Source organism: Vibrio sp. SCSIO 43009 (genome assembly GCF_023716525.1).
Classification (GTDB): Bacteria; Pseudomonadota; Gammaproteobacteria; order Enterobacterales; family Vibrionaceae; genus Vibrio; species Vibrio alginolyticus.
In genome coordinates, this window is the sequence record NZ_CP071842.1 from 459936 (window position 1) to 484353 (window position 24418).

16 protein-coding genes, 5 tRNA genes and 4 rRNA genes are annotated in these 24418 nt (G+C 45.3%); 20 read left to right on the forward strand and 5 right to left on the reverse strand.

What is annotated here, in order from left to right; all coding sequences use genetic code 11:
- Positions 1-6: 6 nt before the first annotated feature.
- Both J4N43_RS02145 and pepA read right to left on the reverse strand, forming a co-directional pair.
- Positions 7-456, reverse strand: a complete 450-nt coding sequence (locus tag J4N43_RS02145) for a DNA polymerase III subunit chi (RefSeq protein WP_031777270.1) — start codon at positions 454-456, stop codon at positions 7-9.
- A 115-nt stretch (positions 457-571) separates the two neighbouring features.
- Positions 572-2080 (reverse strand): leucyl aminopeptidase, encoded by a 1509-nt coding sequence (pepA, locus tag J4N43_RS02150; protein WP_005381073.1) that lies wholly within the window; start codon positions 2078-2080, stop codon positions 572-574.
- 200 nt (positions 2081-2280) lie between these two features.
- Here pepA and lptF point away from each other — a divergent pair, with 200 nt between their 5' ends.
- Both lptF and lptG read left to right on the forward strand, forming a co-directional pair.
- On the forward strand, positions 2281-3381 hold the full coding sequence (gene lptF / locus J4N43_RS02155) for an LPS export ABC transporter permease LptF (protein WP_005381072.1): 1101 nt from the start codon (positions 2281-2283) through the stop codon (positions 3379-3381).
- Between the two features lie 3 nt (positions 3382-3384).
- The gene (gene lptG, locus J4N43_RS02160) at positions 3385-4455 is read left to right on the forward strand and encodes an LPS export ABC transporter permease LptG (RefSeq protein WP_005381071.1); all 1071 of its coding nucleotides are present in this window, start codon (positions 3385-3387) and stop codon (positions 4453-4455) included.
- A gap of 87 nt (positions 4456-4542) precedes the next feature.
- On the opposite strand, the gene J4N43_RS02165 is transcribed toward lptG, so the two are convergent.
- Both J4N43_RS02165 and J4N43_RS02170 read right to left on the reverse strand, forming a co-directional pair.
- Complete coding sequence (locus J4N43_RS02165; protein ID WP_158159792.1) at positions 4543-5022, reverse strand: RDD family protein; 480 nt, start codon at positions 5020-5022, stop codon at positions 4543-4545.
- A 184-nt stretch (positions 5023-5206) separates the two neighbouring features.
- Positions 5207-6475, reverse strand: a complete 1269-nt coding sequence (locus tag J4N43_RS02170) for a DUF2254 domain-containing protein (protein ID WP_017636178.1) — start codon at positions 6473-6475, stop codon at positions 5207-5209.
- 227 nt (positions 6476-6702) lie between these two features.
- Between J4N43_RS02170 and J4N43_RS02175 the strand changes: the two genes are divergently transcribed.
- Positions 6703-7368, forward strand: a complete 666-nt coding sequence (locus J4N43_RS02175; RefSeq protein ID WP_053303444.1) for an SDR family NAD(P)-dependent oxidoreductase — start codon at positions 6703-6705, stop codon at positions 7366-7368.
- Between the two features lie 190 nt (positions 7369-7558).
- Positions 7559-7643 (forward strand) — tRNA-Leu (locus tag J4N43_RS02180).
- Positions 7644-7889: 246 nt separating this feature from the next.
- Here the strand turns inward: J4N43_RS02180 and J4N43_RS02185 are convergent.
- Entirely contained in the window at positions 7890-9173 is a 1284-nt protein-coding gene (locus tag J4N43_RS02185) for a polysaccharide deacetylase family protein (protein WP_017821842.1), read from the reverse strand.
- 247 nt (positions 9174-9420) lie between these two features.
- On the opposite strand from J4N43_RS02185, the gene J4N43_RS02190 reads away from it, so the two are divergent.
- The 16 genes from J4N43_RS02190 (at position 9421) to J4N43_RS02265 (ending at position 24280) form a co-directional block, all read left to right on the forward strand.
- On the forward strand, positions 9421-9726 hold the full coding sequence (locus J4N43_RS02190; RefSeq protein ID WP_020480920.1) for a PTS sugar transporter subunit IIB: 306 nt from the start codon (positions 9421-9423) through the stop codon (positions 9724-9726).
- Between the two features lie 87 nt (positions 9727-9813).
- Positions 9814-11148, forward strand: a complete 1335-nt coding sequence (locus J4N43_RS02195; RefSeq protein WP_005381064.1) for a PTS sugar transporter subunit IIC — start codon at positions 9814-9816, stop codon at positions 11146-11148.
- A 51-nt stretch (positions 11149-11199) separates the two neighbouring features.
- On the forward strand, positions 11200-11511 hold the full coding sequence (locus tag J4N43_RS02200) for a PTS lactose/cellobiose transporter subunit IIA (RefSeq protein ID WP_031777269.1): 312 nt from the start codon (positions 11200-11202) through the stop codon (positions 11509-11511).
- Between the two features lie 12 nt (positions 11512-11523).
- Positions 11524-12846 carry a 6-phospho-beta-glucosidase gene (locus J4N43_RS02205; protein ID WP_158159781.1) on the forward strand — a complete coding sequence of 441 codons (1323 nt, stop codon included), beginning with the start codon at positions 11524-11526 and terminating at the stop codon, positions 12844-12846.
- Positions 12847-12864: 18 nt separating this feature from the next.
- Positions 12865-13620, forward strand: coding sequence for a chitin disaccharide deacetylase (gene chbG, locus J4N43_RS02210; protein ID WP_138939840.1), 756 nt, complete (start codon positions 12865-12867; stop codon positions 13618-13620).
- A 104-nt stretch (positions 13621-13724) separates the two neighbouring features.
- Positions 13725-14723, forward strand: a complete 999-nt coding sequence (locus J4N43_RS02215; RefSeq protein WP_005381031.1) for a LacI family DNA-binding transcriptional regulator — start codon at positions 13725-13727, stop codon at positions 14721-14723.
- Between the two features lie 130 nt (positions 14724-14853).
- The gene (locus J4N43_RS02220) at positions 14854-16107 is read left to right on the forward strand and encodes a cyclic di-GMP phosphodiesterase (protein ID WP_158159780.1); all 1254 of its coding nucleotides are present in this window, start codon (positions 14854-14856) and stop codon (positions 16105-16107) included.
- Between the two features lie 534 nt (positions 16108-16641).
- A 16S ribosomal RNA gene (locus tag J4N43_RS02225) occupies positions 16642-18194 on the forward strand.
- Between the two features lie 66 nt (positions 18195-18260).
- A tRNA-Ile gene (locus J4N43_RS02230) sits at positions 18261-18337 on the forward strand.
- Positions 18338-18379: 42 nt separating this feature from the next.
- A tRNA-Ala gene (locus tag J4N43_RS02235) sits at positions 18380-18455 on the forward strand.
- A 286-nt stretch (positions 18456-18741) separates the two neighbouring features.
- A 23S ribosomal RNA gene (locus J4N43_RS02240) occupies positions 18742-21630 on the forward strand.
- A gap of 94 nt (positions 21631-21724) precedes the next feature.
- Positions 21725-21841 (forward strand): 5S ribosomal RNA (gene rrf / locus J4N43_RS02245).
- 101 nt (positions 21842-21942) lie between these two features.
- A tRNA-Thr gene (locus J4N43_RS02250) sits at positions 21943-22018 on the forward strand.
- A 57-nt stretch (positions 22019-22075) separates the two neighbouring features.
- A 5S ribosomal RNA gene (rrf, locus tag J4N43_RS02255) occupies positions 22076-22192 on the forward strand.
- Together the 16S, 23S and 5S rRNA genes with 4 tRNA genes alongside form the textbook arrangement of a ribosomal RNA operon.
- 77 nt (positions 22193-22269) lie before the next feature.
- A tRNA-Asp gene (locus J4N43_RS02260) sits at positions 22270-22346 on the forward strand.
- A 497-nt stretch (positions 22347-22843) separates the two neighbouring features.
- Positions 22844-24280 (forward strand): NAD-dependent succinate-semialdehyde dehydrogenase, encoded by a 1437-nt coding sequence (locus J4N43_RS02265; protein ID WP_080996876.1) that lies wholly within the window; start codon positions 22844-22846, stop codon positions 24278-24280.
- Positions 24281-24418: the final 138 nt, after the last annotated feature.

The following is a 24418-nucleotide window of genomic DNA, read 5'->3' on the forward strand; positions in this document are numbered from 1 at the left end:
TGACCGTTAAGGATATTGAATTTCGATCGTTTGCAGCTGGTAACCTGCTTGACGGTAAATTTTATATCTTTCTCTTGCGAGTTGTTTAGCTTTTTCTTCGCAGGGCACGAAGTCTACCACTTGAGCAAACTTGTTCGCAAAGGTTGTCTCATTTTCCGCCAAATTAATTACCAGCTGACGGTTCCAATTAGGTTTTACACCTTCATGGCCGATTTCAATATTGGTGGCGTATTTCGGTCCCTCGCCTACGAGGTTATGTGCCATGAACTTGTCTGCATCAACTTGCCAAAAGGCTTCAGCGAGCTGCTCGGCGTGTGGTTTGTCTTGGCAGTTTAAATACACTTTAGCGCCTTGGCGAGCAAAGTGCTGAGCCAAAAACACGATGTATTCTTCAAAGCCAGCCACCGTTGCTTGCGGGCTCTCTTCGTTAATGATGTAGAAGGTTGCAGTTTGCATCATTCTCTCACTTGCCTTGGGTCTCTTCCTAAGACCATCTTAAGTCCCACTTTCATTTTAGAAAATTAGGATAATAAAAAAGGGCCTTGCGGCCCTTTTAGATTCTGTTCAGAAATTACTCTTCTGTCTCTTGGCCGCTGCGGTTCAAAAGGAATTGGACAAGCATTGAGACAGGACGGCCCGTTGAGCCTTTCGCTGCGCCTGATTTCCACGCGGTACCTGCGATATCGACGTGTGCCCAGTTGTACTTCTTCGCGAACTTAGATAAGAAGCAACCCGCAGTAATTGTGCCACCAGGGCGACCACCAATGTTTGCCATATCCGCAAACGGGCTTTTCAACTGTTCGTGGTACTCGTCTGCCATTGGTAGACGCCATGCACGGTCACTAGCTTGCTCAGAAGCGTTTACTAGCTCATGAGAAAGAGGGTTGTGGTTAGAGATTACGCCGCTGATATGGTGGCCTAGTGCGATAACACAAGCACCAGTTAGCGTTGCAACGTCAACCACGCAGTCTGGTTCGAAACGCTCTACGTAAGTCAGTGCGTCACAAAGAACAAGACGGCCTTCAGCATCCGTGTTCAGAACTTCTACAGTTTGACCAGACATGGTCGTTAGGATGTCACCTGGACGGTAAGCGTTGCTGCCAGGCATGTTTTCACAGCCCGCTAGAACACCAATAACGTTGATTGGTAGGTTTAGCTTCGCTAGCGCTTTCATTGTACCGAATACCGATGCCGCACCACACATGTCGTACTTCATCTCATCCATACCTTCGCCCGGCTTTAGAGAGATACCGCCTGAGTCGAAGGTTAGACCTTTACCTACGAGCACAATCGGTTTTGCATCTGAGTCAGGGTTACCTTTGTACTCGATGATAGACATCATAGATTCGTTTTTAGAACCACGGCCTACTGCTAGGTAAGAGGTCATACCCAGTTTTTCCATCTCTTGCTCACCAATAATTTTGGTGGTTACGGTTTCGTAATCGTCCGCTAGACGACGAGCTTGAGAAGCAAGGTAAGCTGGATTAGCTACGTTTGGCGGCATGTTGCCAAGGTCTTTTGAGGCTTTGACACCTGATGCGATAGCAAGACCATGAGTGATTGCTTTTTCACCCAAGTTCAATTCACGACGCGTTGGTACGTTGAAAACAAGCTTGCGCAGTGGGCGGCGAGTCTCAGGTTTCACGCTCTTGAATTGATTAAATGTGTATAGACCATCTTTAGTCGCTTCTACAGCCTGGCGCACTTTCCAGTATGTATCACGACCCTTAACATGCAGTTCAGTTAGGAAACATACCGCTTCCATTGAGCCTGTCTCGTTAAGTGTGCTGATCGTCTTTTGAATGATTTCCTTGTACTGGCGCTCGCCAAGTTCACGCTCTTTGCCGCAACCGACAAGTAAAACGCGCTCTGACAAAACACCTGGTACTTGATGCAGTAGCAGCATCTGACCAGGTTTACCCTCTAGATCACCACGGCGAAGTAGTGAACTGATGTAACCGTCACTGATTTTATCAAGTTGTTCGGCTACTGGAGAAAGGCGACGTGGTTCAAACACACCAACAACGATACATGCGCTACGTTGTTTCTCTGGACTGCCACTTTTTACACTGAACTCCATGCGTACTCCTACATCCTGAAGACAAATTGCTCTAAATGTTAGATAATGATCGCTTACTTGTTGAATTTTAGCTCCAGGCTTACATGCAGAGCTGATTAAGCGACTAACATCTAGTTTATAATTTTTAAAAAAATAAATGGTTCAACGGGAAACTATAGTGATTCGACCAAAAAAACAAGTTTTGTATAGGTAATTTCAGCGTGATTATTGTTAGATATTTGATCCGCGAAACACTCAAGAGCCAATTTGCGATTTTTTTCGTACTTTTTTTGGTGTTTGTAAGCCAGAAATTCATAAGTGTTCTTGCTGATGCTTCTGATGGGGATATTCCTGCTGGATTGATTTTCTCGATTGTTGGTTTGAACATGCCAGCAATGGGTCTGTTAATGCTGCCTTTAAGTCTGTATATCGGCATATTGATCACATTTGGTCGTCTGTATGCAGAGAGCGAAATTGTCGTAATGAACGCGACAGGTATTGGTAATAAATTCTTGGTTCAAGCGGCCTTATACCTAGCGTTGATTACTTCAGCGGTGGCGGCTTTCAATGCGTTGTGGCTATCGCCGTGGTCTCAAGACCGCGTTGAGCAGCTTTATGAGCAGGTAGCGTCAGAAAACAGCGTTGACCTACTTAAAAAAGGTCAGTTCCAAGGTACACCAGACGGTTCATCGGTTGTGTTCATCGATGACATTAAAGACAATACCTTGAGCAACGTTTTTGTTGCGCAGATGCGCCCTCGAGATTCGGTGTTACCGAGTGTGATGTTCTCATCTTCTGGTGAGGTAAAAGAGCTTTCGGACGGTCGTCAGATCATCACTATGAAAGAAGGTACGCGTTATGAAGGTGTGCCTACTCGCGTTGAATATATGATCACGAAATTCGATGAATACGAAGGTGTTATCGGCCAACGTGAGGTCAAAAAGAAAGGGCGAGACTGGGAAGCATACCCAACGGTTGACTTGATAGGTCACCCAGATCCAGAGGCGCAAGCGGAGCTACAATGGCGAATTTCGTTATTTGTGTGTATTCCACTCTTAACAATGCTCGTTATTCCTTTGTCTGCGGTGAATCCGCGTCAGGGACGGTTTGCCAAAATGGGGCCTGCGATTCTGATCTACCTAGCGTATTTCTTGGCGATCAGTGCAACCAAATCTGCATTAGAAGATGGTGACATCCCGGCTGCTATTGGTATGTGGCCAATCAATGCGATGTTGCTGATTGTTGCTATCATGGCGAATATGATGGACAGCGTTGCTGCTAGACGAATAAAAGACAAATTCCGCAAGAAGAGGCTCGCGTAAGCTGTGTTCAAAATCTTAGACCTTTACATCGGTAGAACCATCATCTCTACCACTGCCTTGGTTTTAGCGACGTTTGTTGGCTTATCGGGCATCATCAAATATGTAGAACAGCTACGTAAAGTAGGGCGAGGTGTGTACGACCTCACTCATGCGTTGTACTTTGTGTTACTCAGTGTGCCGCGTGATATCGAAATGTTCTTTCCAATGGCGGCATTACTCGGTGCCCTGATCGGCTTAGGTATGTTGGCTTCAAGCTCTGAGCTGGTGGTGATGCAAGCTGCTGGTTTCTCTAAGCTAGATATCGGGTTATCGGTACTAAAAACGGCCGTCCCGCTCATGATTGTCGTTATGGCGTTAGGTCAATGGGGCGCTCCTGAGGCCCAGAAGATGGCCCGTGACTTACGTGCGTTTGCGATATCAGGTGGTAGCATTGTGTCTGTGCGCTCAGGTGTGTGGGCTCGTGACGCAAACGACTTTATCTTTATAGGTAAAGTCGAAGACGACAAACTTTATGCTTTAAATATGTGGCGTTTTGATGATGATAAGAATCTACAAAAAGTTATTTTCGCCGAAGAAGTCGACTACCAACAAGATAACAACTGGCTGATGCGCTACGTACAAATTACGGACATGGAAAATGAAAACGTAATTTCAAAGCAAGACATCGAACAGATGGAGTGGCACACCTCTTTGGCACCGGATAAGCTAGCTGTGGTGACCGTGAAGCCAGAAGAACTGTCACTGAGCGGTTTGTATGATTATGTGACTTACCTAAAAGCATCGGAACAAGATGCATCTCGCTATGAGTTGGCGTTTTGGCGTAAGTTGACTCAGCCGCTTTCAATTGCTGTGATGATGTTAATGGCGCTATCTTTTGTTTTCGGTCCACTCAGAAGCGTGACCATGGGGGCAAGGGTATTGTCGGGCGTGGTTGCCGGGTTTACTTTTTACATATCCAGTGAGTTCTTTGGTCCATTAAGCTTGGTGTATGGCATATCCCCAGTGTTTGGTGCTTTGGCCCCGAGTTTGGTGTTCTTAGCTATTGCGATTGCACTGCTACGAAGAAAGCTATAACTGAAGCATCATCGAATAAACCAAGTTTTACCGAACCAAATGTAAAAGGAAGGCATTACGCCTTCCTTTTTTGTGTTCCTAGACAAGTTAATTTGCCTTAGGTAATACAACAACCTCTGTTTTGGCCCAAATGTCGTGGAAACCACGTTTCTTCGGATCAATCGGTACAGTCAAATTTGCCAAGCCAAAGCCAGATGTCGAAATACGAATCAGAGCTTGAGTTACCGTAATTGGTGCTCCGTCTTTGGCATTGCGAACTCGAAGCTTCCAAGCGCGCATCCCAAGAGTTTGTCCTGCTCGCGTCCAGAAGAACACAAAGAAATATACCCACACACCTGCAAGATAAAGTGTAAATAGAGGGCTCAATACAGGGTGCTTTCCGAGCATATCTGCGGCATCAGCGTACTCGCCATAGCTCAACAATCCTGCTGCATTTAGTGCAAACACAACGGCCATAACAATACCTGCGGCCATCATTTCAATTGCGATAATAATCAATGTGTCGTAAATCAACGCTGCAAGTCGACGAAAGAGACCAGCAGGTGGAAGAGTTGTAGACGTTGTCATTATTCCATCACTTACCTTAAAAATTGTGCGTCAGAATATAGATTCCCTCACAAAGAGAAAAGAGACCTAACGCACAGAGTCTTTAATTGTGTATAAACGAAGTGACTTTTCTGCCCTACGTTATCAGCACATGTCATGATACACGAGGCCGTGCAGCAATATGTTTCAACTGAATTCGACTCTCTTAACCATTGGCTCTTTGGTCTGTGACCAGATTAGATAGTTGAGAGAGTTGGTGTTTCTCATCTTCGGTATAATGTTGGCTTAATGAAAGCTCTAAAGCTTTTTCTGACAGCTTGATTGCTGGTGACAAAAATAACTTAGGGTGCATACTAGAGAGAGCTAGCAAGGCCTTTTGTAGGCGAATCTGTATTTGGAGTTGCGCTGCACCATCGTGTGCTATCGGCAAAAAGACATCATCGAACAAATCCTGGCAGCTCAATGCGGGCACAAATAGTCTAGGATATCGAGTTTTGGTAGGAGGCTCACTGAGTAGGTCTCCCCATAATGAAAGTGCTCGTACAGAACGCCCAAGAACGTCAATTGCGGTGCCATTATCATTTACAGCCGGAGATAGTGCTCGTGAGGCGATTTCCGCCATAACGACTAAACCAAAGCGAGGGTCCTGATCATATGAACGCTCCGTTCGAATCGTGAAGGCTGCCGTTACTTCGCTTTCGTCTGGCAATTCTCCACAAACCCAAGCCAATGGTTGACCTACGTACACAAAACTTCCCGGTTGTCGCTCAAGATAGATGGTGCATTGGTTTGCTTCAGCAATACTATCGAGATGATGCATATCAACATGCTGTAAGTAGCCAATTTCTTGGCTCAAAATAGGTTTACTTCCTCTGGGCTTATGCTCTGGGTGGCTCCATGGGTGAGCACCTAGCCAGCGCTCTTTGCCCCGTTTTCTTATCGCATCTAACAAGGCTTGCTCTACGTATGAAGTGGTTTCACTGACCCTTCCTAGAACGGAAAGGTGCTGAATCCAACGTAGCAGAGTGAGTATGATCATCACGATTACGGCGATAGTCACGATGAATAGATAAATTTGTGCTTGTTGATGATAGGCCCCAATACCTAGCGCGATAATTCCTACCAAACTAAATAGAAAAGAGCCAAGAAAGGTTGCTAAGGCATTTTGTGTTGTGCTGTCTTCCATCAACAGTTTTGTCGCTCGCGGCGTTACCCCTGCACTAGCGGCACTGTACGCTGAGACCATAATATTGAGAGAGAATGTAGTCACTGCAAGCATGGAGGTTGCGAGGATATTTAATATGTTGTTCAACAAATCCTTGCTGACGTTGATGGCAGGGGGCAGAGTAATGAACTGGTTTAAAACAATCGACATTAAGGCGGTAGCAACAGCTAGTAATGCGTAGAGTGACGTCCGGACCCACAGTTTTCGTGTCATCTGTTTCAGTAACCACTGCCATTTTGACCCAGTCATTCTTTGCTCCTATTCAGTTCTCACTAGAAAGTCGATAGAAAATTCAGAAAGTTATTCTTGCTTAAGCATAGGTTAAATGCCCGTCGTTCTGCTTGATATTTCATGCATCACGAAAGTAAGAAAGCTGCTTGCTTCAAAGAATGGTGCTCTTGAGGTGTGAATTACCACGATTCTGTTACCTTAATTGATAGATGAATTAAAAGTATGTGATTGAAAAGAGGTAGCGCATGATTGTAATTACAGGTGCAAGTAGCGGCTTAGGGGCGGAACTAGCAAAGCGTTATGATGCGGAAGGCAAAGAGACGTATGTAATAGGAAGAAATACAGAAAAACTATCCGCACTAGCAAAACAACTCTCTCATAACGTTGGTTATCAAGCTTGCAACCTCTCATTGCACCAAAATGTGAAACAGCTCTTTGATGGGGTGAAACAGTCCCCTGAAATGGTCATTCATAGTGCGGGAAGTGGTTATTTTGGCTTACTGGAAGAGCAGGAGCCGAAAGAGATTCAAAAGTTGATTGATAACAACCTGAATTCTGCGATTCATGTGCTAAGAGAGTTAGTAAAGCGTTACAAAGATCATCCAATAAAAGTGGTCATGATCATGTCCACAGCCGCGCAACAACCTAAAGCGCAAGAGTCTACGTATTGTGCAGTGAAATGGGCCATCAAAGGATTAATTGAGTCGGTTCGTTTGGAGCTAAAAGGAAAACCTATGAAAATTATCGCGGTTTATCCTGGTGGAATGGATACGGAATTCTGGAAAACAAGCGGCAATACGATGGACACGAGTCACTTCATGCAAGCAGAAGATGCCGCAGAGATGCTCCATAATGCGTTGTCGAGCATTGGGAATGGTTATGTTTCTGATATTACAGTGAATAGAACTTAAAAAGAGTTTCGTATACTCATTTTCATCTGGAAGAGTAGTAGAAAATGGAGCGTACGTTTCTTATGAGTACAGCTTTGTCACACTTTGTGGCGAAATTATCAGCAAACGATAGTTATTTAAGGTATTTCTGCTTGCGCAGGTCAAAAGCTTACGTATAATGCCAACCATCAAAGGGCAATAGCCCAAAGATGCCGGTGTGGTGAAATTGGTATACACGACGGATTCAAAATCCGTTGCCTTCGGGCGTGGCGGTTCAAGTCCGCCCACCGGTACCATATTAGAAAGGTCGCTTTTATAGCGGCCTTTCGTCGTTTTAGGTGTTCGTAAATATCAAAAGAAAGTTAGCGTTGCCTTCGCGGTGGCGGCAGGAATGCCAGTCCAATCAACTCCGTCCACCGGTACCATATTTTAAGACAGAGCCTCGATGAAAGTCGGGGCTTTGTTGTATCTGGATTTTCAAAACAAAAAAGCGCGAGGGGTATGCCTCGCGCAAACTACTACATGGTGATAGTAGGAACAGCCTATAGAGCTGTGAACAAGGTATTTTGAGTGTTCGGAGTCCAGTCTGCTTGGGACACGTGCGGTACATCAACTAGATAACGCAAACCTTGATAAGTCACCACATCACCTTGTTTATAGGAAACATTCTGAGTCCAGTTAGTGGCTGGGTCCGCATTTGTCCAGAGGCTAGAGGTTGGAGACGGTGCCCAATCTTGTTGTGCAGTATGGTTTGTTACAGCCTGGTATACAGTACCTAGGTGTAAGACGTAATCGCCAGCGTCGTAGTTATGACCAACTTGCCAGTTCGGTGTGTAGTTATCCATTGTGTCGAAGTCATAACCCGCTTGTTTTGCTAACTGTATAAACTTAGCGAGCTTAGGTAGGTTTTGCGTTGCCCCCATGCCACGCTTACCATCTTCAAATAGGAACTCGTGAGTTAAAACGATAACTTTATCGGCGTGTAAAGGTGTACCACATGGGAACTCTTGAGCTTTGGAGTTGATCGGGTTAATCGTTGTTGGTGCACAAGTGTTTAACGCGGAATCCACATATCCAAGAAATGCTTCTGCTTCTGTAAGGCTGTTTGCTGGCATTTCAATGCCCCAATTTTCAGGTGCCCAGTCCACATCCCAACCGTGAGTTTGATAGCCGTTATTCGCTAGGATATTTTGAACCTCGATAGCTGCTTTTACACTGTTGGATGGGTTGGATGTATCGCATACATATCCTGGTTCCCAAGGTTTCAGGTCATCAGACGTGGCACATAACCCATCTGCTTTGAAGTCTTTCGTCACGCGCCAACCGTTGGTGTAGGGCAGTCTAGCAAACTCTGTTGCCTTGTAGTTCGGGTAGCTTGTAATGTTCGGCAAATACTTTGCTAACACAGATAAGTTTTCCGTAAACATTGAGGCATCGTAAACAGGGTCTTGATACGAGTTAAGCTGGTGGTCCCCGGTCGCATTACACTCCGCAGCACTGTTCGGTCCAAACTCATCAACGCAATTATGAACCATATGATCGTAACTATGGTTCGCGACAATATGACCAGTGTCTAATGCGAGCTTTAAGGCTTCTAGCGAACGGTCTTCATTCTCATCACCAATTCCATCTAAATGCCAAGCATTAAAGTAAAACGTCGCTTTGATATCTTCCTGGTTAAGTACTTGAATAACGTCAATAGATGCATTGATTGGTCCATCATCAAACGTTAGATAAATGGTGCCTTTAGAGTCGGTTTGAGCAAATGAGTGCTGTGATAGTGCGGCACTTACAAGCGCTGCAATAGCCAATTTATTAAATTTCATTCTCTATTCCTTTTAAGAAATTAATAACGACGTTGTCAGTAGTAAAATATTGATAATTTGAAACTTAATGTGATGTCTTAAATTATTTTATGACTTTTATCCTAGACCTAAATAATTACAAAAAAATAGGTGGTATTTTCTAAATTGGGATTGTGTTCACGAATAATGCAACCGGTTGCGCTTTTTTGTCTTGGTTATTTTTGCTACAGTTTTTACAGGTTGAAATTTACACAACGGGAGTAAGGCTATGAAAAAGATCCTTTTATGCTGTAGCGCAGGGATGTCAACCAGTATGCTTGTTAAGAAAATGGAGCAAGCTGCTGAAAATAAAGGAATTGAGTGCAAAATTGATGCAATGTCAGTGAATGCGTTTGAAGATGTAATTAAAGAGTACGATGTTTGTCTTCTCGGGCCTCAAGTACGTTTTCAGCTAGAAGAGCTAAGAAAAACGGCGCAAGAGCATGGTAAAAACATTGATGCTATTTCTCCTCAGCATTATGGAATGATGAAGGGAGAAGAAGTACTAGAGCAAGCATTAGAATTAATTAACTAAACTATAGTTTTAAATTAAAAAGATAACTGTACATCAAATATAAATATTTGATGCGGGATTCTTTTGCCTAAAATAAGGATGGATTCTATGAAGCTTTATGACGCAATTATAGGCGCAGTCGAAAAGCATATAGCCCCTATAGCAGCTAAAGTGGGGAATCAGCCCCATGTTCGCGCAATGAGAGACGGTTTTATTGTCGCAATGCCGTTTATTATTGTCGGTAGTTTCATTTTGATTTTTGCATTCCCCCCATTTGCCGAAGATACAACCTTTACTTTTGGTCGAATTTGGCTCGATTTCGCCACTACACATTTTGATACCATAATGATGCCCTACAACATGTCGATGGGGATCATGACCATTTTTGTTTCGCTGGGCGTTGCTTATAGTTTAGCGAAGGCTTACAAGATGGATGGGATCACGAGTGCTGTATTGTCACTAATGTCTTTTTTACTCATTGCGGCCCCAGCTAAAGATGGCGCGTTGTCTATGTCTCACATGGGCGGAACCGGGATCTTCACCGCAGTGATGTGTGCATTTTTCTCGGTGGAGCTCTACCGTTTTATGAAAAAGCACAATATTACGATTCGCATGCCAGAGCAGGTGCCACCGGCGATTGCGCGATCATTTGAAGTATTGCTACCAGTCTTAGCGATATTCATTACCTTATATCCACTTAGCCTTTTCGTACAAACCCAGTACGACATGCTGATTCCAGATGCTGTTATGGCTATCTTTAAACCGCTAATTAGTGCGTCTAACTCATTGCCTGCCATTATTGGCGCTTTATTGCTTTGCCAGCTACTTTGGTTTGCGGGTATTCATGGTGCTGCAATTGTTGTTGGACTGCTTTCTCCAATCTTTTTGACCAACATTGGTGCCAACATTGAAGCCTTTGTTGCAGGTGAACCGATTCCAAACGTATTTACTCAACCGTTCTGGGATTTTTACATCTTTATTGGCGGCTCTGGTGCAACACTTGCTCTTGTTATGCTGATGTCGTTTAGCCGTTCTGTTCACCTTAAGAGCATTGGTCGAATGAGTGCGGTGCCTGGCTTTTTCCAAATCAACGAACCAGTGATCTTCGGTAGCCCAGTTGTGATGAACCCGACCTTGTTTATCCCGTTCGTCTTCGCTCCAGTCATCAACGCTACGATTGCGTATTTTGCTGTGCATGTCGGCTTTGTGGGTATGGGTGTCGCTACAACACCTTGGACAACACCGGCACTGATAGGTGCTTCGTGGGGTAGCGGTTGGACCTTTGCGCCAGTATTGCTCGTCATTGGTTTATTAATTCTTGATCTAATCATCTACTTCCCATTCTTCAAAATGTTTGAGAAGCAAATGTTGGAGCAAGAACTACCAACGACGAAGGAAACTAAAGGTGACACGCAGCCGTCAGGCGAAGGCGTTACTGCTTAACTGTGCTTAATGGGCCGCAATTACCGCGGCCCGATTTTCGGAGAGAAAATGATGGAACAAGAATTGGTTGTGATGGAGATCATTTGCAATGCTGGTGAAGCCAGAAGTTTAAGCTACGAGGCATTGCGTTTATCTCGAGAACAAGATTTTGAAGCGGCTGACGAGAAGCTCTCTCAAGCAAGAGAGTGCATTAATAAAGCCCACTTAATACAGACTCAGCTTATTGAAGAAGATCAGGGAGAAGGGAAAGTCCCGATGACGTTAGTGATGGTGCATGCTCAAGATCACCTAATGACTACGATTTTGGCTCAAGAGATGGCTGTAGAAATCGTCGCACTGAACAAAAAAATCTCGAACAAATAAAGGGGGATGAAAATGTCTAGAGAGGCGATCAAACTTGCCATTATTGGCGGTGGTAGTAGCTATACCCCGGAATTGGTTGAAGGGGTTATTAAGCGCTTAGAATATTTACCCGTTAGGAAGATTCATTTTGTGGACATTGAGTCAGGAGCTGAGAAGCTTGAGATCATCAAAGGATTGGCTCAGCGAATGGTCGATAAATCCGGAGCAAAAATTGAGATAAAAGCCGGTTTCGATCGCCGTGCTGCGATAAAAGATGCGGATTTTGTGATGACGCAGTTTCGTGTTGGTGGCCTTGCTGCACGCGCTAACGATGAGCGAATCCCAATCAAGTACGACGTCATCGGCCAAGAAACAACGGGCCCTGGTGGTTTTGCTAAAGCACTGCGAACCATTCCGGTCATTCTTGATATCTGTAAAGACATTGAAGAGTTGGCTCCAAACGCATGGATGCTCAATTTCACCAACCCAGCGGGTTTAGTTTCCGAAGCGGTCAGTAAGTACACCAAAGTAAAGAGTATTGGTTTATGCAATGTGCCCGTTTCAATGGAAATGATGATTGCAGAAATGATGGAGTGCGAGCCAAAAGAGCTACAACTTGAGTTTGCTGGGTTAAACCATCTCGTGTGGGTACACAAAGCATGGCTCAATGGGGAAGATATTACTCAAACGGTATTAGAGAAAGTCGGTGATGGTGCCAACTTCAGTATGAAGAATATCTGGGAAGAGCCGTGGGATCCTGCATTTCTAAAAGCACTGGGGGCGATACCATGTCCTTATCATCGCTACTTCTACCAAACTGATGCCATGCTTGCTGAAGAGAAACAAAGTGCCGATGAAAAAGGCACTCGTGCTGAGCAGGTAATGGAAACAGAAAATGCGCTATTTAAGCTCTATCAAGATCCTACCCTCGATCATAAGCCGAAAGAGTTAGAGGAGCGGGGTGGTGCTTATTATTCTGATGCATCACTGAACCTAGTTGATTCAATTTATAACAATCGTAATAGTATTCATGTTGTTAACGTTTTAAATAATGGAGCGATCAACGGCCTACCTGACGATGCTGTGATTGAATGTAGTGCGGTGATTGGTAGCTGGGGGGCGAAACCTCTTGCGGTTGGCGAGTTGTCAAACAATATCAAAGGATTACTCTATCAAGTTAAAGCGTATGAGCAGCTAACAATAGAAGCTGCTGTCGAAGGTAATTATGACAAGGCGCTTATGGCATTAACCAATAACCCATTGGTGCCTGACATTGGCCGCGCCAAGTCAATCCTGGATGATATTCTGGCGGTGAACGCTCCGTATTTACCTCAATTTAAACTAACGACGTTGTAAGACTAAGGAAGGGCGCCGATGAAAGTCATTTTTAATGCTGATGATTTTGGTTTAACGAGAGGTGTAAATAGCGGCATCGTTAAAGCTCACCAGCAAGGTGTGGTTCATTCAACCACCATGATGGTGGGTATGGATGCTGAGCAACATGCCTTAGAACTAGCTCGCCATAATCCAGACTTGAAAGTTGGCGTTCATCTTAGGTTTACAGCAGGTGTGCCTATAACGAAGCATCGTAACTTGACTAACGGCCGAGCGCACTTTATCAACTATGACGAACTTTGGAGTAAGCAGGACTTCGAAACTCAGGTCGTTTATGATGAAGCAAAAGCTCAGGTGGAACATTTTTTATCGCTTGGGTTAGAGCTAAGCCACTTAGATAGCCATCATCACGCGCATACTCACCCTCAAATTTTGCCCGTTATTAAAGAAGTAGCGAATGAATACCGAGTGCCACTGCGGGGCACTGGCTTGTGTCAAGAATCGATGACAATCAGGTATATCTTTACTGATGAGTTTTATGATCAAAAAGTGAGCTTGGATGGCTTAATGGCACATCTATTGAGCTTAAAAGCTGACTATGACTTGGTTGAGGTGATGTGCCACCCGGCAGAGGCCGATCAAGCGCTTATCTTAAAGAGTGGTTATGCGCTTCAGCGAGAGCTAGAGTTACAAGTTCTTACCTCTCCCATTTTAAAAGAACAGTTAGCTCATCATGGTATAACTGTCACGGATTACTCTGAGCTTGTTTCTACCAATCAAATGGTCAGTGTATGATTAAAGGCTGCCAGCTTCGCCCCCTATAGCACCTTACGAATTGCTGGCAGCCGTTCTATACAAACGAATATTTAATAACAATTGCAGTTGGACCCAATAGCATTATGGCAAGGATTAAAGATGTAGCCGAACTCGCCGGTGTAAATCGCTCTACCGTTTCTCGAATTATTAATGGAGAGGGGAAATTTCGCGAGGAAACTCGAAAAAAAGTAGAGCAAGCTATGGCGCAATTGAATTATCGTCCCAGTGCAATTGCTCGTTCACTCGCAACCTCATCCAGTAATATGGTTGGGTTATTGGTGACTTACTATACGGGGGGCTTCTTTGGCGAGATGATGGAGCAGGTTCAGACCGAGCTGGATATTCATAAGAAGTTTTTGATTACAGCTCAAGGCCATCATTCTGCACAAGGTGAAAAAGAGGCAATTCAGCGTTTTAATGATTTACGTTGTGACGGCTATGTACTTCATAGTCGTTATTTGTCAGATGATGACTTACGTGAATTAGCTAAACAGCCAACACCTTTCGTTCTCCTGGATCGCTACGTGGAAGGAATAGAAGAGCGTTGTGTTACCTTTAACCATCATCACGCAAGCCGTATTGCCGTTGAGCACCTTTTAGCTGGTGGTCATCGAAAGATTGCTTGTATTGCCGGTCCATCCCAACGTCATAACAGTGTATTGAGAAAGCTTGGGTATATTGATGCAATGAAGGATGCTGGTATAGATATTGATGAAAGCTGGTGTGAAGAAGGGAATTATGGTCGGCAAAGTGGTTATGATGCAATGGCTGCAATTTTACAACGACACCCTGATGTGACGGCTGTCTTTTCGTGCAGTGAAGAAATGACGGTTGGCGCAATGCAGTACTTACACGAGCACAGTATTTCTGTACCAGAGCAAATCTCATTAACTAGCTTTGACAGTGTTGATCTTTGTGAAAGTCTTTACCCTACAGTATCAGCAGTGCACTTTCCTATCAGTGACATGGCCCGTGTAGCGGTACAAACGTTAATGGGGCTAGTCAAAGATCAAGAAGTAATAGACAAGCCAGTGTTCGAGGCCAAGCTTAAAATACGCAAAGCAGATCGCTCCTTAAAGTAGCTTACTTCTATCTAACTAAGTGAGTCGCTTAGAAATAACGGTTTGATGTTTTGATAGTTACTGATGAATTTATTCACAAAATTTACTAGTATTCTAACTCTCTTAAGAAATATAAATCAGTAGTGAATAAGTGGCAGCCATTAAACTAACGGTCGATCGTATTCAACCCGGATTACATATCCGTCTTCCGCTAAAGTGGAACGATCACCCCTTTCTACTCAATAGCTTTAAGATTAAAGACCAAGAGCAAGTCGAGATGATCCGCCACCTCGGCGTAAAGTTCGTTTACTTTAATCCAGAGCAAAGCGATGCCGTTCCACTCCCTGTTGATCAAAGACAAGCTGACAGAGTAACAAATGAAGCGTCGTTAGATCATGAAACTCAAAAAATGTGGCAAGAAAAACAGAACCGCATAGAAAAGTTAAGTGCATACCGTCGACGCGTGATTCAGTGTGAAAAAGAGTTTGAGCGCTCTCTGGCACGTATGCGTTCAGTCATGACTAAAATCCGTAACCGTCCGACAGCAGCAGTTGATGAAGCAAAGCTTCTTATTGAAGATATCGTCGAGAAGTTAATGTGCGATGATAATGTTACGTTACATCTGATGAACGGAAAAAATGAGTTTGAAGATATTTATTTCCACTCATTGAACGTGGCTGTTATCTCTATGATGATTGGCCGTGCTAAAGGGTACTCAGCAGCACAGTTGAAAGAGCTTTCCTTTTCCGCACTATTCCATGATATCGGGAAAATAAAAATCCCGACTGCAATATTAAGAAAGCAACTACCTCTAACAGAGCCAGAAACCAACTACTTAAAGTTGCATACTAAATATGGCGTCGATCTTGCGAGTCAAATCGAGGCTTTTCCCGAAGTCGCGAGAATTGTGATTGCGCAGCACCATGAGCTAAGAGATGGGTCTGGTTATCCTAAAGGCCTGAAAGGAGATGAGATCAACGAGTTTGCTCAAATTATTGCTGTAGCCAATGCGTTTGATAACTTGTGTCATACACCGATAGTCTCAGATCAAAAGATTCCTTATACCGCACTCTCTCATTTATATAAGAACTGTAAACACCTATATAAAGAAGAGAACCTGAACATCCTAATTAAGTTTATGGGCGTGTTTCCTCCGGGTACCGTAGTTCAGCTTTCTAATAATATGGTCGGTCTGGTTATCTCAGTGAATGCATCGCATCTATTATTCCCGAATGTCTTGGTTTACGATCCATCAGTACCAAGGACGCAAGCGCCAATCATTGATCTTGCATCAAAAGATATAAAGATAGTTAACGCGATTCATCCGTCAAAATTACCGGATAAAGTAGAAGAGTATCTAAATCCGCGTTCGCGTATTTCTTATTTCTTTGATAGTGATGAGTAGTTATCCACAGCTTTTTGTGGGTAAATTGTATAAATCCTGAGTGTTATTTCTGGGTAATTTTAGGGTTGGATGGAAAGTATCCATTTGGCGTGTTTTTTTAGAAAAAATGCACTTTTAGTATTGCCAAAGAAAATCTTCTCCCTATAATGCGCATCCATCGACACGGCAGACGCCACAAGGCTTTAGCAGGGTCGAAGAGGTAAAAAGCTTCTACAAAAAATTAGTTTAAAAAAGTGTTTGACACTAACAACTAAATCGCTAGAATGCACCTCCGCTTTGAGAGAAAAACTTCTCGCAAAGCAAGCTCTTTAACAATATAGACCTATCAATCTGTGTGGGCACTCGTTGATGATAATCCAATTAGATACCTCGGTATCAAATTAGGTTTCAATGAAACGAAGTGACCATTCGAATTGGGAAGCAGCCTTGAGCTGTTTTGTTTTACTTTTTCAAAAGTAAAAACCAATAAGAGCACAGTCAATTCAAACATTACTTTATGTAATGTTCAGTATTCATTAAGCCGAACAAAATCTTAAATTGAAGAGTTTGATCATGGCTCAGATTGAACGCTGGCGGCAGGCCTAACACATGCAAGTCGAGCGGAAACGAGTTATCTGAACCTTCGGGGAACGATAACGGCGTCGAGCGGCGGACGGGTGAGTAATGCCTAGGAAATTGCCCTGATGTGGGGGATAACCATTGGAAACGATGGCTAATACCGCATGATGCCTACGGGCCAAAGAGGGGGACCTTCGGGCCTCTCGCGTCAGGATATGCCTAGGTGGGATTAGCTAGTTGGTGAGGTAAGGGCTCACCAAGGCGACGATCCCTAGCTGGTCTGAGAGGATGATCAGCCACACTGGAACTGAGACACGGTCCAGACTCCTACGGGAGGCAGCAGTGGGGAATATTGCACAATGGGCGCAAGCCTGATGCAGCCATGCCGCGTGTGTGAAGAAGGCCTTCGGGTTGTAAAGCACTTTCAGTCGTGAGGAAGGTGGTGTAGTTAATAGCTGCATTACTTGACGTTAGCGACAGAAGAAGCACCGGCTAACTCCGTGCCAGCAGCCGCGGTAATACGGAGGGTGCGAGCGTTAATCGGAATTACTGGGCGTAAAGCGCATGCAGGTGGTTTGTTAAGTCAGATGTGAAAGCCCGGGGCTCAACCTCGGAATAGCATTTGAAACTGGCAGACTAGAGTACTGTAGAGGGGGGTAGAATTTCAGGTGTAGCGGTGAAATGCGTAGAGATCTGAAGGAATACCGGTGGCGAAGGCGGCCCCCTGGACAGATACTGACACTCAGATGCGAAAGCGTGGGGAGCAAACAGGATTAGATACCCTGGTAGTCCACGCCGTAAACGATGTCTACTTGGAGGTTGTGGCCTTGAGCCGTGGCTTTCGGAGCTAACGCGTTAAGTAGACCGCCTGGGGAGTACGGTCGCAAGATTAAAACTCAAATGAATTGACGGGGGCCCGCACAAGCGGTGGAGCATGTGGTTTAATTCGATGCAACGCGAAGAACCTTACCTACTCTTGACATCCAGAGAACTTTCCAGAGATGGATTGGTGCCTTCGGGAACTCTGAGACAGGTGCTGCATGGCTGTCGTCAGCTCGTGTTGTGAAATGTTGGGTTAAGTCCCGCAACGAGCGCAACCCTTATCCTTGTTTGCCAGCGAGTAATGTCGGGAACTCCAGGGAGACTGCCGGTGATAAACCGGAGGAAGGTGGGGACGACGTCAAGTCATCATGGCCCTTACGAGTAGGGCTACACACGTGCTACAATGGCGCATACAGAGGGCGGCCAACTTGCGAAAGTGAGCGAATCCCAAAAAGTGCGTCGTAGTCCGGATTGGAGTCTGCAACTCGACTCCATGAAGTCGGAATCGCTAGTAATCGTGGATCAGAATGCCACGGTGAATACGTTCCCGGGCCTTGTACACACCGCCCGTCACACCATGGGAGTGGGCTGCAAAAGAAGTAGGTAGTTTAACCTTCGGGGGGACGCTTACCACTTTGTGGTTCATGACTGGGGTGAAGTCGTAACAAGGTAGCGCTAGGGGAACCTGGCGCTGGATCACCTCCTTAAACGATGATTATTGCGATGAGTGTTCACACAGATTGATACGGTTTATGAAGTAAAGAGACGATACTGGGTCTGTAGCTCAGGTGGTTAGAGCGTTCGCCTGATAAGCGAGAGGTCGGTGGTTCGAGTCCACTCAGACCCACCAATTTCTTTCCCAAGGAATTGGCGACAGTATCGACACCTTGATGGGGCTATAGCTCAGCTGGGAGAGCGCCTGCCTTGCACGCAGGAGGTCTGCGGTTCGATCCCGCATAGCTCCACCATCTTTAAGTGTTCTTGAAAAAGAATCTTTAAAAATGGTTTTCATCAGAAAATCTAGCTCTTTAACAATTTGGAAAGCTGACAAAACAACAATTTATTGTTGTTTGTAAAGTTCTCAATGTTTATCGAAAGATAAACACCAAAAAACACATTCAAGTGTTCTTGGGTTCACTTTTAAGTGATTATTCGAAATTGAGTCCGGCAAAATCGAATGTCTCTCGCTCATTCAAATAATGAGAGACAACTTTGGTGATTTGATTATCAACTCGAAACTCCTTCGGGTTGTATGGTTAAGTGACTAAGCGTACACGGTGGATGCCTTGGCAGTCAGAGGCGATGAAGGACGTATTAACTTGCGATAAGCCCAGATTAGGTAGTAAAAACCATTTGAGTCTGGGATTTCCGAATGGGGAAACCCAATACCATAAGGTATTACTGTTGAGTGAATACATAGCTCAACAGGGCGAACCGGGGGAACTGAAACATCTAAGTACCCCGAGGAAAAGAAATCAACCGAGATTCCGAAAGTAGCGGCGAGCGAAATTGGACTAGCCCTTAAGCTTTACACGCGTTAGACGAACAGCCTGGAAAGGCCGACGATACAGGGTGATAGTCCCGTAGTTGACGACGTGTGTTCAGTGAAATCGAGTAGGGCGGGACACGTGATATCCTGTCTGAATATGGGGGGACCATCCTCCAAGGCTAAATACTACTGACTGACCGATAGTGAACCAGTACCGTGAGGGAAAGGCGAAAAGAACCCCTGTGAGGGGAGTGAAATAGAACCTGAAACCGTGTACGTACAAGCAGTAGGAGCAGGCTTGTCCTGTGACTGCGTACCTTTTGTATAATGGGTCAGCGACTTATATTCAGTGGCAAGGTTAACCATCTAGGGGAGCCGTAGGGAAACCGAGTCTTAACTGGGCGTTCAGTCTCTGGATATAGACCCGAAACCAGGTGATCTAGCCATGGGCAGGTTGAAGGTTGAGTAACATCAACTGGAGGACCGAACCGACTAATGTTGAAAAATTAGCGGATGACTTGTGGCTAGGGGTGAAAGGCCAATCAAACCTGGAGATAGCTGGTTCTCCCCGAAAGCTATTTAGGTAGCGCCTCGGACGAATACTACTGGGGGTAGAGCACTGTTAAGGCTAGGGGGTCATCCCGACTTACCAACCCTTTGCAAACTCCGAATACCAGTAAGTACTATCCGGGAGACACACGGCGGGTGCTAACGTCCGTCGTGGAGAGGGAAACAACCCAGACCGCCAGCTAAGGTCCCAAATTACTACTAAGTGGGAAACGATGTGGGAAGGCTCAGACAGCCAGGATGTTGGCTTAGAAGCAGCCATCATTTAAAGAAAGCGTAATAGCTCACTGGTCGAGTCGGCCTGCGCGGAAGATGTAACGGGGCTAAGTAGTAAACCGAAGCTGCGGCAATATACTTTTGTATATTGGGTAGGGGAGCGTTCTGTAAGCGGTTGAAGGTGTGTGGTAACGCATGCTGGACGTATCAGAAGTGCGAATGCTGACATGAGTAACGATAAAGGGGGTGAAAAACCTCCTCGCCGGAAGACCAAGGGTTCCTGTCCAACGTTAATCGGGGCAGGGTAAGTCGACCCCTAAGGCGAGGCCGAAAGGCGTAGTCGATGGGAAACGGGTTAATATTCCCGTACTTCTTACAATTGCGATGGGGGGACGGAGAAGGCTAGGTGGGCCTGGCGACGGTTGTCCAGGTTCAAGTGCGTAGGCTTAAGAGTTAGGTAAATCCGGCTCTTTCTAAGGCTGAGACACGACGTCGAGCATCTACGGTGTGAAGTCATTGATGCCATGCTTCCAGGAAAAGCCTCTAAGCTTCAGATTGTAAGGAATCGTACCCCAAACCGACACAGGTGGTCGGGTAGAGAATACCAAGGCGCTTGAGAGAACTCGGGTGAAGGAACTAGGCAAAATGGTACCGTAACTTCGGGAGAAGGTACGCTCTCGACGGTGAAGTCCCTCGCGGATGGAGCTATTGAGAGTCGCAGATACCAGGTGGCTGCAACTGTTTATTAAAAACACAGCACTGTGCAAAATCGCAAGATGACGTATACGGTGTGACGCCTGCCCGGTGCCGGAAGGTTAATTGATGGGGTTAGACTTCGGTCGAAGCTCTTGATCGAAGCCCCGGTAAACGGCGGCCGTAACTATAACGGTCCTAAGGTAGCGAAATTCCTTGTCGGGTAAGTTCCGACCTGCACGAATGGCGTAATGATGGCCACGCTGTCTCCACCCGAGACTCAGTGAAATTGAAATCGCTGTGAAGATGCAGTGTACCCGCGGCTAGACGGAAAGACCCCGTGAACCTTTACTACAGCTTGGCACTGAACATTGACCCTACATGTGTAGGATAGGTGGGAGGCTTTGAAGCGCAGTCGCTAGATTGCGTGGAGCCGTCCTTGAAATACCACCCTTGTAGTGTTGATGTTCTAACGTCGACCCCTTATCGGGGTTGCGGACAGTGCCTGGTGGGTAGTTTGACTGGGGCGGTCTCCTCCCAAAGCGTAACGGAGGAGCACGAAGGTGGGCTAATCACGGTTGGACATCGTGAGGTTAGTGCAATGGCATAAGCCCGCTTGACTGCGAGAATGACAATTCGAGCAGGTGCGAAAGCAGGTCATAGTGATCCGGTGGTTCTGAATGGAAGGGCCATCGCTCAACGGATAAAAGGTACTCCGGGGATAACAGGCTGATACCGCCCAAGAGTTCATATCGACGGCGGTGTTTGGCACCTCGATGTCGGCTCATCACATCCTGGGGCTGAAGTCGGTCCCAAGGGTATGGCTGTTCGCCATTTAAAGTGGTACGCGAGCTGGGTTTAGAACGTCGTGAGACAGTTCGGTCCCTATCTGCCGTGGGCGTTGGAGAATTGAAAGGGGCTGCTCCTAGTACGAGAGGACCGGAGTGGACGAACCTCTGGTGTTCGGGTTGTGTCGCCAGACGCATTGCCCGGTAGCTAAGTTCGGGATCGATAACCGCTGAAAGCATCTAAGCGGGAAGCGAGCCTTGAGATGAGTTCTCCCTGATACTTTAAGTATCCTAAAGGGTTGTCGTAGACTACGACGTTGATAGGCAGGGTGTGTAAGCGTTGTGAGGCGTTGAGCTAACCTGTACTAATTGCCCGTGAGGCTTAACCATACAACACCCAAGGGGTTTTGATGGACTCAATGAAAGAACATTGAATGTGTAAGAACGAGAATTAAAAAAACAGCTTTCCGAATTAAAGAATTTGCTTGGCGACCATAGCGTTTTGGACCCACCTGATTTCCATGCCGAACTCAGAAGTGAAACGAAATAGCGCCGATGGTAGTGTGGGGCTTCCCCATGTGAGAGTAGGACATCGCCAGGCTTTAAATTTAGTTTTTTCCTTTTTAAAAAGGCGAAGACAAAAGTTAAGAGAGCCCGTTTGTAAAAGCGGGCTTTTTTAGTCCTCACGGACACAAATAATGTGCTGATATGGCTCAGTCGGTAGAGCGCATCCTTGGTAAGGATGAGGTCCCCAGTTCGATTCTGGGTATCAGCACCATTTATTGTTTGTTTTATGTTTTAAATTAAAGCCTAAAACAAAATGTAAAGAATTTTGCTTGGCGACCATAGCATTTTGGACCCACCTGATTTCCATGCCGAACTCAGAAGTGAAACGAAATAGCGCCGATGGTAGTGTGGGGCTTCCCCATGTGAGAGTAGGACATCGCCAGGCTTTAGTTTTATTTTCACTTTTTCGAAAAGTGAAGACAAAAGCGGACACTTGCTTATTAAAGCGAGTGATACCACTGCGGAGTGGTAGTTCAGTTGGTTAGAATACCGGCCTGTCACGCCGGGGGTCGCGGGTTCGAGTCCCGTCCACTCCGCCACTTATATTAAGCCCTAGTCGAAAGACTGGGGCTTTTTCGTTTGGTCGTGTCCCCGAGAAATGCATTTACACATTGAAGGCGAGACAATACGACTTTCTTTACCCTTTTGGCACATGAGTTTCTCAGGAAGATGAGCCTGCTGCCTGCACTTCCAATTACTCCGAGTTTGTATCCTGTCCTCGTTGAAAGATTGGTCATTTGAACAATGAGTCTTTATAACACTCGCCCTCAACCGTAATAGAATGAATAGTCTTCCGTACTGCGTGTTTTGTTAGCGTCTCTCTTAAACAATAATTTTCTACATCTTATTTCTCAAACATTCATTGCTTCCATGTTTAGAGCGGGACCGTCGTTGCGTGGATTACGCAATTTCCCGAAATATAGTGAGGAAGAGAGCTAAGTCTTCCGAAAATTAATGCCTTTTAGAAAACTTTGTTTTCTTTGCTGAACTTGCTAGTAGCGATTAACCTAAGAGGAGTTCTTGAGGAGTATGTTTGATGATGCAACAAATAAAAAATGAAACGCTGAAATCTGTATTTAAGCAATGGTCTTCCGATGAGGGAATTGTGGTCATCAACCCTGCAACTGAGCAAGAGTTAATTCGGTTAAAGCCTAGTACTCTTGATGAGTTAGATGATCTCATTGGTCAGTGCAAAACGGAGCAAGTCCGTTGGGCTAAATTAAGTGCCAAAGAGCGCTCTCGTCGTTTGAGGGGGTGGTATCAACTACTTCTTGATAATGCAGAAGACATAGCCACGATTATTACCTTAGAGCAGGGTAAACCTTTAGCTGAGAGCAAAGGGGAAGTGATGTATGGTGCCTCTTTTGTCGAGTGGTTCTCAGAAGAAGCAAAACGTGCTTATGGCGAAGTTATTCCTGCCCCCACGACAGATAGACGTCTATCTGCAATTCGCCAGCCTGTGGGAGTATGCGCTGCAATTACACCTTGGAACTTCCCTATTGCGATGATTACAAGAAAAGCAGCACCAGCCCTAGCGGCAGGTTGTGGCATGTTGATCAAGCCATCAGAGCTTACCCCTCTCACTGCAATTGCTGTTGTTGAATTAGCTTATCAGGCTGGTATCCCTAAAGAACTGCTTTCTGTCGTGGTGTCGGAGCAGGCTGCTGAGTTTGGTCAAGTACTAAGTACTGATCCTAGGATTCAGAAGATCTCTTTTACGGGGTCTACGCGAGTCGGGAAAATTTTGATGAAGCAAGCCAGTGATTCAGTCAAGGCGGTGTCGATGGAGTTGGGTGGTAATGCGCCTTTCATCGTGTTTGAAGATGCAGACTTAGATGCGGCTTCGGAAGGGCTTGTCGCGTCGAAGTTCCGTAATGCAGGGCAAACATGTGTTTGTACCAATCGGTTATATGTTCATAAAAATGTAAAACAAGCTTTTATTGATAAAGTATTGTCGAAGTTAAGCAAATTAAAGCTTGGCAATGGTTTAGAGAAAGGTGTCACATTAGGTCCTGTTATTACGATGGCCTCTAAGCATCGACTAGAGGCGGTGATCGATCAAGCTGTACAAGAAGGAGCCTCTATTGCTAACTCTCCACAGAGACGGCCTGGTCGCTTTATGGAGCCCGTTCTTTTGGATAGTGTGACGCAGAATATGTCGATTGTTCAGCAAGAGCTATTCGGGCCTGTGTTGCCTATTGTTACCTTTGAAAATGATGATCAAGTTCTCGAAATGGCGAACGATACAGAATATGGTTTGGCTTGTTATTTCTATACGAATAGCTTGAAGCGTATTGTGACTTTTAGTGAAGGTTTAGAGTATGGCATGGTTGGAGTGAATGAAGGGATCATCTCTACTGAAGTGGCTCCATTTGGTGGAGTTAAAGAGTCGGGTGTTGGACGGGAAGGTGCTAAGCAAGGCCTCGATGAATATCTGGAGACAAAGTATATTTGTCTTGGTGGTTTAAGCTGATTTCAGAGATGGCCGATTGAATTAAAAAGCTAGGTTTTTACCTGGCTTTTTTTTAGTTGAAAGGCATACCATTTGCCACGCGCGTTTGTGGTTAATATTTTCTGGTTATTTAGTGAGTCGATAGTTAGCTTGCGGTAA